10 protein-coding genes are annotated in these 13,115 nt (G+C 42.2%); 5 read left to right on the top strand and 5 right to left on the bottom strand.

Annotated features, from left to right (window positions below; translation table 11 throughout):
- Nucleotides 1-170: 170 nt before the first annotated feature.
- Entirely contained in the window at nt 171-1,454 is a 1,284-nt protein-coding gene (locus tag ACK8HY_RS04520) for a Gfo/Idh/MocA family protein (protein ID WP_416132901.1), read from the bottom strand.
- A gap of 403 nt (nt 1,455-1,857) precedes the next feature.
- Here ACK8HY_RS04520 and ACK8HY_RS04515 point away from each other — a divergent pair, with 403 nt between their 5' ends.
- The gene (locus ACK8HY_RS04515) at nt 1,858-2,049 is read left to right on the top strand and encodes a cold-shock protein (RefSeq protein ID WP_077434921.1); all 192 of its coding nucleotides are present in this window, start codon (nt 1,858-1,860) and stop codon (nt 2,047-2,049) included.
- Between the two features lie 190 nt (nt 2,050-2,239).
- Nucleotides 2,240-3,370: a DEAD/DEAH box helicase gene (locus ACK8HY_RS04510; RefSeq protein WP_077434923.1), complete on the top strand. Its 1,131-nt coding sequence runs from the start codon at nt 2,240-2,242 to the stop codon at nt 3,368-3,370.
- Between the two features lie 65 nt (nt 3,371-3,435).
- Here the strand turns inward: ACK8HY_RS04510 and ACK8HY_RS04505 are convergent, their stop codons facing one another.
- The 3 genes from ACK8HY_RS04505 to ACK8HY_RS04495 form a co-directional block, all read right to left on the bottom strand.
- Nucleotides 3,436-5,706 carry a cation:proton antiporter gene (locus ACK8HY_RS04505; protein ID WP_077434925.1) on the bottom strand — a complete coding sequence of 757 codons (2,271 nt, stop codon included), beginning with the start codon at nt 5,704-5,706 and terminating at the stop codon, nt 3,436-3,438.
- A gap of 176 nt (nt 5,707-5,882) precedes the next feature.
- The gene (locus tag ACK8HY_RS04500) at nt 5,883-6,608 is read right to left on the bottom strand and encodes a LytR/AlgR family response regulator transcription factor (protein ID WP_077434927.1); all 726 of its coding nucleotides are present in this window, start codon (nt 6,606-6,608) and stop codon (nt 5,883-5,885) included.
- Complete coding sequence (locus ACK8HY_RS04495; protein ID WP_416132900.1) at nt 6,598-7,332, bottom strand: histidine kinase; 735 nt, start codon at nt 7,330-7,332, stop codon at nt 6,598-6,600. Before ACK8HY_RS04495 ends, ACK8HY_RS04500 begins: the two co-directional genes overlap by 11 nt.
- 392 nt (nt 7,333-7,724) lie before the next feature.
- Here ACK8HY_RS04495 and ACK8HY_RS04490 point away from each other — a divergent pair, with 392 nt between their 5' ends.
- Entirely contained in the window at nt 7,725-7,943 is a 219-nt protein-coding gene (locus tag ACK8HY_RS04490) for a hypothetical protein (RefSeq protein WP_046672939.1), read from the top strand.
- A gap of 96 nt (nt 7,944-8,039) precedes the next feature.
- Here ACK8HY_RS04490 and ACK8HY_RS04485 read toward each other — a convergent pair whose 3' ends face one another.
- On the bottom strand, nt 8,040-9,218 hold the full coding sequence (locus ACK8HY_RS04485) for a thiolase family protein (RefSeq protein WP_077435907.1): 1,179 nt from the start codon (nt 9,216-9,218) through the stop codon (nt 8,040-8,042).
- 384 nt (nt 9,219-9,602) lie between these two features.
- On the opposite strand from ACK8HY_RS04485, the gene ACK8HY_RS04480 reads away from it, so the two are divergent.
- Both ACK8HY_RS04480 and ACK8HY_RS04475 read left to right on the top strand, forming a co-directional pair.
- Nucleotides 9,603-10,781 (top strand): acyl-CoA dehydrogenase family protein, encoded by a 1,179-nt coding sequence (locus tag ACK8HY_RS04480; RefSeq protein WP_416132899.1) that lies wholly within the window; start codon nt 9,603-9,605, stop codon nt 10,779-10,781.
- 31 nt (nt 10,782-10,812) lie between these two features.
- Nucleotides 10,813-12,927, top strand: a complete 2,115-nt coding sequence (locus ACK8HY_RS04475) for a 3-hydroxyacyl-CoA dehydrogenase NAD-binding domain-containing protein (RefSeq protein ID WP_416132898.1) — start codon at nt 10,813-10,815, stop codon at nt 12,925-12,927.
- Nucleotides 12,928-13,115 lie beyond the last annotated feature (188 nt).

The raw sequence follows: 13,115 nt of genomic DNA, 5'->3' as shown, positions 1-13,115 counted from the left end.
CGAAAGCTGCGCAACCAATAGTAAGGCCTTCAATCAGCCCTTCGTTGAAAAAGCGATGCATATGCTGGCTTTGAACTGTATTCATTTTAGCAGCTCAAAGTCAGCATATTTATTAAAAGTTATCGGTTTTCGATTGCTTACTTCCCGATGGCAAGTCTTATCACCAGCTATCAAACCTTGGGGTACTTATACCCGTTATGATATACCGAAGCCAGATATTTATTTGCTGCCTCGTCTTTAAAACGCTGTTTATCCTTATCCCAGTACAGCTTCTGTCCGGTTCTATAGGCAATATTTCCCAATTGCGAAAAAATAGCGATGTGTGCACCGACTTCAAGTGGAGCATGCAGCAGTTTCGGATTTTTCTGGCGAATGGCATCCACAAAATTAGCCATATGCTTCTCCAGACCGTTGTCAATGGAAGGCTGTAATGCAATTGCCTCCATCCTGCCCTTCTCGGGTATCACTTCCCAGCCAGCACGGTTTAATACCAAGGTCCCGTTATTACCAATAAAGGCGACGCCATGGTTACGGTTATAGGGGCCTAAATCTATTCCCTTGGCATGCTCCCATTGGATATTAAAGTTGTCAAACTCGTAGACTGCAGTCATGGTATCCGGTGTTTCCCCGGCATCATCCGGGAAGGCAAATTTTCCGCCGGAAGCCATAACAGATTTTGGGTCGGAGACATTCATACCCAGTAAGGCATAATCCAGCATATGTACGCCCCAGTCTGTCATCAAGCCACCCGCATAATCCCAGAACCACCTGAAATTAAAATGAAAGCGATTGACATTAAACGGTCTTTTTGAGGCGGGTCCCAGCCAATCCAAATAGTGTACACCTGTAGGAACCGGTTCGTCCGGATGAATGGGAATACTGTTTTTCCAGCCCAGATAAGACCAGGCCTTGACCAAGCGTATTTTCCCGAGCTTACCTGAATGGACAAAGTCAATGGCATCTTTAAAATGCTGTTGACTGCGCTGCCATTGCCCCACCTGGACAACAGCATTACTTTTGTTTGCCGCCGCTAGCATCAACTGGCATTCCTGAATAGAATTACCGATGGGCTTTTCGACGTAAACATGCTTCCCTGCCTTCACAGCGTCAATCATCTGTAAGCAATGCCAATGATCAGGTGTCGCAATAATGACTGCATCCACATCCGGGCTGTTCAACATTTTTTTATAATCCAGATAGGTTGAAACCTTTATATTCCGGTCCTGAAGTTCTTTTGCCCTTTTGCCCAAAATATGCTCATCCACATCGCACAGGGCCGTACATGTAACACCTTGTTGCTTTAACAAAGCATTCAGATCAGACCAGCCCATCCCATTGACCCCAATCACTCCCACTCGAATGGGTTGTTCAAATAGACTGGATGCATGGCTTCTACCGATGACGGATGCCGCAGCCAAAATACTGGAAGTTCGGATAAAGTCTTTTCTATTCATCAGATGCTGGTTTATATATTCACGGTTTAAGTTCGCGATGAAAATACAAAATTCACTTTAAGCCCTTACCAAAATTATTGTAAAATATATATCGACATTCAGCGCATTCCAGTGAGGAGCCCTAGGGAGAAGTTTACTAAGGGTTGAGATAACCGGAGAAAGTCTGTTGCTATTGATTCGTGTTTTATGATTCCCGGATGATATAGCCTACCCCATGTTACAGAATTTACGAAAGACACTTCAGCAACTGACTTTCAATACAATAGAAAAGTGCAGCTGAAAGGTCCTGAAGGTTGATTATTGATATATAAATGTTAAGAAAGAAAAAAAACTTTGTTATTTCAACGAAAAATAAAAGATTAGTCATTTATTATCCCTACCTTGCGGAACTTAATTAAAAATAATGAATACAGGTAAAATTAAATTTTTCAATGAAACTAAAGGTTTTGGTTTTATTACACCAGAGGATGGTAGTGCAGATGTTTTCGTACACGTTTCTGCTCTTAAGAACCAAGTATCTGAAGGCGACGTTGTAACTTATGATGTAGAAAGAACTCCAAAAGGAATCAACGCTACAAATGTAAAATTGGCGTAATCCAAAAAATACACTTTCTTGTTAATGGGGTAATTCATCATGATTTATCCCATTTCTTTTTCGTATTCTTCCCTTGTTATTTCAATAGACTTATTCGTTCCAGGTGTAATTAAGATACCTTTAATTAATCGGTTAAAACTATACAAAATATGCAGGGCCTTCGTTTAAGCTTATTTTCCTATCATATTTAATGGAATTCAAACAACTTAATTTAATACCTCCTCTCCTCAAGGCAATCGCGGAAACAGGATATACAACCCCCACTGCAATACAACAAAAAGCGATCCCCGTCATATTAAGCGGTCAGGATCTGATTGGATGTGCACAGACCGGTACCGGTAAGACAGCGGCATTTGCCCTACCCTTATTACAGCGTTTATCCGAGAAAAATGTACATGCGCATGGTAAGATAATGCCTATCCGCGCCTTAATCCTCACACCGACCCGCGAATTGGCCATTCAGATCGGTGAAAACATCAATTTATATCGCAAGCATCTAAAATTAAATTACAGCACCATTTTTGGCGGGGTCAATCAAGACAGACAGGTCAAAGAAATCAAAAAGGGTGTCGATATTTTAGTGGCCACACCGGGTCGTCTATTGGATCTGATGAATCAGAAACTGGTCTATCTGGATAAAATAGAGGTCCTCATCCTTGATGAAGCTGACAATATGCTCGACATGGGCTTTATCCACGATATCAAAAAAATCCTGGCTAAAGTACCTGCGAAAAGGCAGACCCTGTTTTTTTCAGCGACGATGCCACCAAATATTCGGAAATTTGCACATGGGATACTTCACAAACCTGTCGAAGTAGACGTAACTCCTGTGAGTTCAACTGCTGAAAAAGTAAATCAATCGGTTTACTTTATCGAGAAAAAAGAAAAAATAAAACTACTTACAAGCCTTCTTAAGCAATTTAAGCAAGACCGTACGATTGTATTTTCACGGACTAAACATGGGGCGGATAAAATTGTCAAATTATTGGCTAAAAATGGTCTTCGTGCTGCTGCAATCCATGGAAACAAGTCGCAAAATGCCCGACAAAAGGCATTGGGCGAATTCAAGGAAAACCATCTAAAAATCCTGATCGCTACGGACATTGCTGCACGGGGAATAGACATTGAACAGTTGCCGATGGTCATTAATTACGATCTGCCAAATGTACCGGAAACCTACGTGCATCGCATCGGAAGGACAGGCAGAGCGGGTCTGGAAGGTAACGCCATTTCCTTTTGTGACGTGGAAGAAAGACCTTATTTAAGTGATATTGAAAAATTGATCGGATTAAAGATTAAAGTGAATAAGATCGGAAAATAAACGCGGATCTAATTCCAATACAGCGCGCGCCGAAACTGATAGTTTCGGCGCGCGCTGTATAACGACTATTTTTTACGGTCTGCAAGCAGCAGCGTGGATGGTGTGCGGTGCAGCCAGTCGGGTTTTTTATTGACAATCTTATGCCAGGAAGGCAAACTGATGAGCATCAGATCTTGCTGCGCCCAGAGATCAACATCGAGACTCTTCTCCTCCAATATCGTCAAATGATTGGGCACAAGTTGTTCTAGCTGTCTCAGCTTTTCCCGGAAACCCTCCTGCGTCCGCAAAATCTGGTCAAAATCCCATACCATCACCTGTGCATCCGAATGATGAATTAACCGTTGTATAAGTACGCTAAGGAATTCATCATTTTTAAGTAGTATAGGAACAATAACACGGCGGGCCTTAACAAAATTCTTGTCAATCAAAATTCCTACCATCGCGTTAACTTTAGCGTTGATCTGTTGATTTCTATCAAAGGTCGCAAAAGGTGATTCGGCGTTTGTCACGGTATGGAACAATTTCTCCGGATTGATAATACGTGAAGTAAAATCCAAAAATCTTCCCAAAAGACTACCTTCGTAGATGGATTCGCTGACACCCAACAACAATAGATCTTGACTATGTTCATTTGAAGTCTGCACAATTTCACTGTCGATATCACTGGAAATTTTAAATATCGTCCGGATAGGTTGCGCTAATTCCTCCGCAACCTGCTTTATTTCCCGAAAGCTATCCTGCTCCTGCGTTTCTACTTCGTAATGATGGAGCTCGTTGGAAGGCTCGATATGCAACGCCGTAATTTCTGCAGTATTTTTTGATTTTAACGTTAGCGCATCTGCAAGATGAAGCAGTGAAATCCCGGTATTGCTCTTGGCAAACGATAGCAGTATCTTAAATTTCGATTTATTTTGAATTTCCTCCTGTAGGGAACGTTTCCGGGGGCGGTATAGATAATTGATCAAGTCCAACAATGGACCCGTCATAAACGTAGTGACCAATGCCATGACAACCATCATAGAAAATAATTCGGCACTCAGTACTCCGAGATCGTAACCGATGTTCAACACAATCAGTTCCATGAGTCCTCTTGTATTCATCAAGGCACCTATACTCAAACTATCTTTCCAGCTTTGTCCTACAAAACGGGCAGCTAAGGCACTACCGGCGAATTTACCAATTACTGCGACCAAAATAATCAACAGGGTGGTCATCCAGAGTTGCGGATCATTCAATAGACCGATCTGTGTACGCAATCCAGTGTAAACAAAAAATAATGGTAATAACAATAATGTGGAGACATCTTCGATTTTTTCAATAAAAGCTGTTCGAAAACGACTGTTTTCAGGCATGATCGCTCCCGCCATAAAGGCACCGAACAAAGCATGTATGCCTATTACCTCTGTTGCATAAGCAGACAATAAAAGCACAATAAAAAAGATGGCAACAACAGGTTTGTTGAGTCCTTCACGTGTCCCTTTTACTTCCCCCACACGCATCAGAAAGGGACGTACGATTTTGATCATCAGCAGCACATAGGCCAGCGCGAGGGCAACGGTATACAAGGCGCTTGCAAAATCTCCCGCCTTCACGATCGCGATCACCACGGCCAAAATACACCAGGCTGTAATATCATCAGCAGCGGCACAGGTAATCACCATTGCACCCAGTTTACTTTTCTGCAATCCACGTTCCTGTACGATCCTAGCCAAGACCGGAAAAGCAGTGATGCTCATCGAAATCCCGATAAACAAGCTATAGGACAAAAATTCCACATTCGCCGGTGGATGATATAAGTATAAAAAGTAGGCTAAAGAAATGCCAAGTGTAAATGGTATAACGATACTTGCATGCGAAATCACCACAGCATCGTGGGCTTTGTTGCGCAGCACATTCAGGTCCAGTTCCATTCCGATAATAAACATAAACAGGATTAAGCCGATCTGGCTTAGAAACTGTAGGTTGCTCAGAGATTCAACAGGAAATAGCGTATGGGAGAATTCAGGAAAATAAAGCCCCAATAAAGATGGTCCCAATATTATACCAGCTAGCATTTCGCCTATCACAACAGGCTGTTTAATCTTTATACAGATCCAACCCATTACCCGGGCAGCAATAATAATCGTTACAATCTGTGCCAACAGAATAGCCAAGGGGTGCTGAATACTATGTAATAAAGTCAATCTAAAATCCTGCCAGGCACCCCGGCTTATCTTTTCACTGGTAAGCAGCCCCTCGCTTTGCATTTGCGTACCTAAATGAATAACCCAGTACATCACCAGCAGCAGTGTACCGATTAAAGTCACATAAAAAATCGTATTCCTGTATTTCTTCATCCTTTTTCGCTTTAAAAAGTTAACGGTGATAATTGCATGTATGAGCTTACTCCAAAATCAACGTTCCAGTTGGATTTGGAGTATAACCATCACAAAAATAGAATTCTGGGTCTGTTTTAAGACGTGTCGGGCTACAAGAACGGAAAAATATGTAATGAACTCCTTGAATTTTGTAATCAATTGAATCTTTCAAGGAATGTTTTTTTATAAGATTCTCCCAGGCTAAAAACAAGAGGTGTATCCTGTCCATCGATCAGACTGCTGGTAATCACATCGCCCGAAAAGAACTTCACAATTCTCAGTGCGATGATTTCCTTTTTATTGATACGAATGAAATTTTGTTGCGGCAGTAGCGCGAGGAGCTTGTCGAAACTGATATTTTTTAATAAAATAGTGGACCCATCGTTGAGGAACACCATCTTATCGCGACTATCTACTTCAGCAATCTGAACATAGTCAATCTGACTGAAGTAAAGTATTGCTTTGCCCTTATTGGTATTGAATTGTGCGAAAGGGGAAGGCTCCGCCGGCCGGCTAGTGATTACCTGCTCAACTTTCAGAACGGCTTGCTGCAGGCGCGACAGCGATATTGGCTTCCGTATATAATCTACGGCATTGATATCAAAAGCGTCGCTGGCATACTGCTTATAGGCGGTAGCGAAAACAATGGGGTAATTTTTTAGCCGTTCTGCTATGTCAAAACCATTAAACTGGGGCATTTCAATATCCAGTATACAAAAGTCAAAATCTAAGCTTTTGTATTCGTCGAGTAACACCGCAGGATCATTAAATGCTTTGACTACCTCCAGACCGGGAATCTGCTCACAGAGCATCTTTAGAAACCGCAACCCAGGCAGTTCATCATCCAATAAAATGCATCGCAGCGTTTTCTCAATTTTCATACAGTCGGATCTGAAGGTAAGCGTTATAGACATCATTTTCTACAAAACGTTTTAATTCATGGCGATCTGGATAATACAGCATCAACCGTTCCTCCAACGTCTTACTGCCTATTCCACCTTTGGTTTTATACAAGGGTGAGCGCTTCGATATTTTATTGCTGACAGTCAATTCCAGCAGACCATTGCGAAAGCTAAGTACAATCGAAATAAAGGAGTCGGGATGGTGAAAATCAGCATGTTTAAATGCATTTTCGATGAGGTCTACAGTCATCAATGGTACCAGTGAAGGACGTTCCAATAATGATTCGTTCAATTCATCAATATCAAATTTAACCCGCATATCAAACAAGGGACTCAACTTAACCTTATTGACTTCAATTAAATTACGGGCAAACTCGATCTCCGCTTTTGGAGATACCAGCTCCTCTTCACTTTCATATAATACGTAATCCAATACCATAGCCAGCTTATCCATCGTATAGTAAGTTTGATAGGCGTGAGAAAGGATACCATTGAGCGAATTTTTCAGCAAATGTGGGTTTAATCGATTGCGATGCACATGATCCATCTGCTCATTATCCATTCGTTTAAAAAGTTCCTGATGCCGCCGCTCTTCCACCCTGAGCTTTTTGTATTTCCGTATTAATAATACATACAAAATCAACAGGACAACGACTGCTACAAGCAGAAATAGAATAATTATATTGGAAAGTTCAGTAGTCATGATTCCGCTCAAACTTAATTAAAATTTTATTAGCAACGAAAAATGAAACAGGATCTAAGTGATCTTCCTTCTATTAGCTGCAGGCTTCTTTCACGTAAGTCCTGCTTAAATCCGTTAAGAAGATTCCCTTATACAAAACTTGGGTAAACCCGCCTTTCAGCCGACAATACCGCTCAAAACACAAGACAAAAAATGCTATTTATTAACTATAAAATTTGCAGGTATTGATTACAAAAATTAACAGTTTCATTACAATTTAGTCACTTTAAACTATTAATTTCAGAGTATTCTTCTTATATTGAGAGTATTGTAATTAGCCGATCAAATGATTGTCTACGCTATTTTGGTTAAACCTGCCTGATTTGTTCTAATCGGGCCTAATATGAAACACGATGGAAAAGCTCATTTTCGAAACTAATGCACAACATCCCAGTCTTGTAGACAAGATCAAACAAGCTGTTGAAAAATTAAATGGTATCCATGAATGGAAAATAGATCTGGATTCTATTTACAACCTGTTAACCATTGAAGGCATTCGACTCAATCCGACAGAGATCGAATCTGAACTTGCACTTCATGGCGTTGAGGCAAGTCGCCTTTATGAGGAATAACCTCAATCAATGTTCTGGCACATTGTCACCAACCAAAGAATAGACTTTGTCCAGATAAGTACTTACTTTAAAATAAATACTTATCTGGACAAAGCATTATAGTTTTTTTATAATCATTCCCGAAGCACCACCACCACCGTTGCAAATTGCAGCAAGTCCGATTGTCCCGCCTTCCTGTTGTAAAATGCTCGTCAAGGTGACGACTATTCTCGCTCCGGAACAACCCAATGGATGACCCAGGGAAACTGCCCCCCCATAGATATTCACCTTACGCATTGGAATATCCAGAATTTTAGCGTTTGCAAGTGCAACAACAGAGAAAGCTTCATTAAATTCAAAATAGTCAATATCATCTTTCGTTAGTCCAGCCTTTTTCAAAACCTTTTCCGTTACTATAGCGGGACTTGTCGTAAACCATTCTGGCGCTTGTTCTGCATCAGCATAGGCTATGATTTCAGCCAATGGTTGCAATCCCAGTCCCTTCACCTTCTCAGCACTCATTAATAATACCGCAGCCGCCCCATCGCTTAATGTGGATGCATTTGCGGCAGTTACCGTTCCATCTTTCTTAAAAGCAGGTTTTAATTCGGGGATCTTATCAAAATTGACCTGTGAAAACTCCTCATCCCTGGAGATTATCTGCTCACCCTTGCGCCCTTGGATAGCGACAGGACTGACCTCCTTGATGAATTTATTCTTCTGCCAAGCCTCCAGGCTCCGCTTATAGGAATTAATCGCATACTCATCCTGTTCGGCCCGGCCGATACCATATTTCTCAGCACATAATTCAGCAAAACTGCCCATTGGTTCATTTGAATAGACATCACTTAAACCGTCCCGTTGCAAACCATCGACGAAACTCTGGCCACCGAACTTGGCACCCCAGCGCATTGTATTCGCATAATACGGGACTTTACTCATGTTTTCCATACCTCCGGCAATGACCACATCGGCATCCCCCAACAAAATAGATTGTGCGGCAAAAGCGATGGCTTTCATTCCACTGGCACAGACTTTATTTACTGTAGTCGCTGTTACCTGATCAGGTAAGCCGGCAAGCCTTGCAACCTGGCGGGCGGGAGCTTGCCCCAAATCGGCCTGCAGAACGCTACCGATCAGAATTTCATCGACTTGATCTGCAGCAATCCCAGTCTCATCCAATACAGCACGGACAGCATGAGCGCCCAGCGCTGTCGCCGCAACCGATGATAATCCACCTCCAAAACTTCCTATTGGCGTACGCTTTGCCGCAACGATAAATACACTTTTTGACATGTTATTCTGTTTATAATTGTTTTTTCTTGAATTCAATAGACTTGCTACCCGATTCACCTGAGGATTCATCAGCCAAAACTGGTATCATTCCTTTCCTAAAGATAAAAAATATAACACAAACAAGCGAACCCTCTTATTTTATTTTTTTAGGCCAAAACAAAATAAATAGAAAAAAAACAAGGCAAAAAGTTCCCTACATAACCTATTTGACAAAAAATAAACAATAAATATTTGCAGAAAAGCCAACGCTTTTCGCTAAATTCGGTTAGACATTCCGCTCTTTTTAACGAGGGCGATGTTATACCAAGATAAAGCAAAAGACAAATCGTTTTCAGTCCGCAGTCATGTAACTGAAACCAATAACCAAAAGTAAAATAAACAATTATGCAGGCAAGCAAACTCACAGCCGAACATCAGATTTTTCGCGAAACCATTCGGGCATTTATTCACAAAGAAATCATCCCGCATGTAGATCAATGGGAACAGCAGGGTGAAATAGATCGAAGCATTTGGAAGAAAATGGGTGACATGGGTTTTATGGGACTCAACTACCCGGAAGAATATGGTGGTCTGGACCTGGATTTTTACTATTCGATGATTTTGTGCGAGGAACTATCCTATTGTTTTTCGGGAGGATTCACGATATCTGCTCTGGTCACCCAATACATGTCAGCTCCTTATCTATTGAAATATGCATCTGAGGAACTCAAGCAACATTACCTTAGACCAGTGATCGCCGGTGATATGGTGAGTGCTGTTGCTATCACCGAACCTGGGGCGGGGTCTGATGTCAAACAGATCAAAACAACTGCCGTCCGATCGGGCGACCACTACATTGTCAATGGCTCCAAAACATTTATCACCAATGGCTACTACGGCGATTTTTTTATTACGGCTGTTAAAACCGATCCAGAAAAAGGAACAAAAGGCATCAGCCTCTTACTGATAGAAAGACATGCTGAAGGTGTTTCGGCAAATAAAATCAACAAATTAGGCTGGCATGCCTCGGATACTGCCGAGTTGGGTTTCGATCAGGTCAAAGTACCTGTTTCCAATCTGATTGGAAAGGAAGGTGATGGTTTTCTTTATTTAATGGCCGGATTGCAATTGGAACGTTTGACCGCCGCCATACATAGTCTGGCTACAGCGGATTCCGCATTACAGTACACCCTGGAATATATTGGGCAGCGGCAGGCATTCGGCAAAAAAATCCAGGAGTTTCAGACGATTCGTCACCGCATTGCCCAGATGGCTGCCGATATCGCAACTACCAGGGCTTTTGTCTACCAGTGCTGCGATCTCCAAAATCAAAGTGAATATGCCGTTCAGGATTGCTCCATAGCCAAACTGCAAGCCAGCGAGCTTGCCGTACAGGTCGTGAGCCAATGTCTTCAGTTATTTGGGGGCTACGGATTCACCGAAGATTACAAAATCGCCCGTCTATATCGGGATGTACGGGTCGGAACAATCATTGGCGGAACATCCGAGATTATGCTGGAAATCATTGCAAAGATGACGATCGACAAGGTTAACTATCAATCAAACAAACCCAGCTTAACTTAAACATTTTCAACACAAAAAGCAGTTCAGCATAATGACTTATCAGGTACACCCATTTTTTCATATCGAACAGGACAATCAACATATTGTCACCATAAAACCATTGGCAGATGCAGCGACCGAGGAGTCAACAATCCTTGACCGTATACAGGAGTTTGTCGACTTGGTGGCTCATGTACTAAATGAAAAAGAAGTCCGCGGATTGATCTATACCTGTCCGCTAAACAACAAGCAGACTGATTACATCCGATTATTTGATCAGGTTTCCAATGGTCAACTCGATCCCGAGATCATACAGAAAACCACTTGGAAGGCATTGCAATGGAAGACCTTGGGCAAACCTATTGTATCGATCTTGGATAGCAACTGCACGGGCATCGGTTTAGCAACGATGCTATGGTCAGACTACCGTATTGCAGGTCCACCGATAAAACTGGGCTTTCCAGAGAGTAAATTCGGCCTATTTACCGGCTTTGCGACGACCATTACCTTAGCTCAACTTGTAGGTTCTACTGCAGCGTTGAACCTGTTGACCCAAGCAAAACTGATCTCAAACAAAGAGGCTCTTGAACTGGGTTTGGTGAATGAGGTAACAACAGATAGCGAGCAGAGCCTAGTGCTGGCAAAGAACTGGATTCTTGAAAATTCAAAAACCAGCATTTCCACCTCCAGCCCAACAGCAGTCTCCGCCGAATTTGAAGAAGCTTGCACTATTGTTTTAAAGAAAACAAGAGGATTGTTACCCGGCACCAATGCGGTTGTACAGTTATTAAAAACAAGCCAATCGCTGTCTTTAACAGAAGCTGTGGAGGCCGAGGCAAAGCTATATCATAAGGTATTAAATGCCCCTGAACCGCTGCACATGGTCAGGACACTGTATGAAGGCATACTACAGGCACAACATCGTGACCGTATCAAATCACTCGGCACCTATGCAATCAAAAAAATAGGCATCCTGGGTGCAGGTATGATGGGATCCGGCATCGCCTATGAAGCCGCCAGAGCAGGCATTTCCGTTGTTTTAAAAGATGTGAACAGAACTCAGGCGGAGCAGGGAAAAGCTTATTCTGCCAAACTTTGTGATAAATTACTTGCACAGGGCCAGATAAATAGCTTACAACAACAGACGCTTTTAGCCAATATTCAACCCAGTGACCAGGTTGCTGATCTTGTCGATGCTGATCTTATTATTGAAGCGGTATTTGAAGACCTGGAGTTAAAAGCCGAAGTAACCCGACAAAGCCTTCCCTATCTTGCCGAAAATGGTTTTTTCGCATCCAATACAACGTCGTTGCCCATTACAACTTTGGCTGCGGCAACGGATCGGCCAGAGCATTTTATCGGTATGCATTTCTTCTCCCCTGTAGATCGTATGCCATTGGTCGAAATTATCTGCGGTACTCAGACCGATCAAATAACATTACAAAAAGCGATTGCAATCGCTTTGCGCCTCGGTAAGATTCCCATTGTTGTACATGATGGCCCCGGATTCTTTACATCCCGTATTTTCTTCAATTACCTACTGGAGGCCATCACCATGTTGCTGGAAGGCATTCCGGCAAGTCAGATTGAAGACGAAGCCATACAGGCCGGATTTGCTGTCGGTCCATTAGCAGTACTCGATGAAATTTCATTGGAACTGATGCTGCATGTCTATGATCAGTTTCCAGCATTGCATAATAGTCAGCGACGTGCGTATGCCCATTTAAGCAAAATGATTAAAAATGGCAGAAAAGGTAGAAAATCCGGCCATGGATTCTATGATTATGATGCAGCTTCCAGAACGAAAACAGTCTGGCAGAACCCCGCACTACCTACATCAGGAGAATCCCCTCCCTCTGGAATAATACAAAAAAGACTTCTTCATGTCATGGCCCTTGATAGCTACCGTTGTCTCGAAGAAGGTGTATTGGAACAACCCATTGATGGTGATATCGGCTCTATCCTCGGTGTAGGCTATGCAGCACATACCGGTGGTGTATTTGGCCATATCGACCTTACAAGCCTTCCTGTTTTTGTACAGGAATGCCAGTCATTTCTACACCTGGGTGAACAATGGGAAGTCCCCCGTTCGTTAATCGAACGTGCTGACAGGAATTTTAAATTTTATACAGGTTTTGATTCAAATTGGCCAGGAAAGAAATCCTAGATTGAAACAGTTATAAGTTCACGAGGAAACATTGTGTATCGGACAGCGCTCTCGAATAACCAGGAAACAACTCTTAAATGAAGCGGAAGCATTTTAGCATGAAACATCTAGATCAAACAAGTCATTTGTATTTAGCTAAAAATCGTTCAATTAAATAAGATCTCTGAGAAAGTCATTGATCGATAGTT

It is taken from the genome of Sphingobacterium sp. NGMCC 1.201703 (genome assembly GCF_047784615.1).
In the GTDB taxonomy this organism is placed as follows: domain Bacteria; phylum Bacteroidota; class Bacteroidia; order Sphingobacteriales; family Sphingobacteriaceae; genus Sphingobacterium.
The sequence above is the reverse complement of the archived record's forward strand: the minus strand, read 5'-3'. Positions and strand labels throughout refer to the sequence as shown.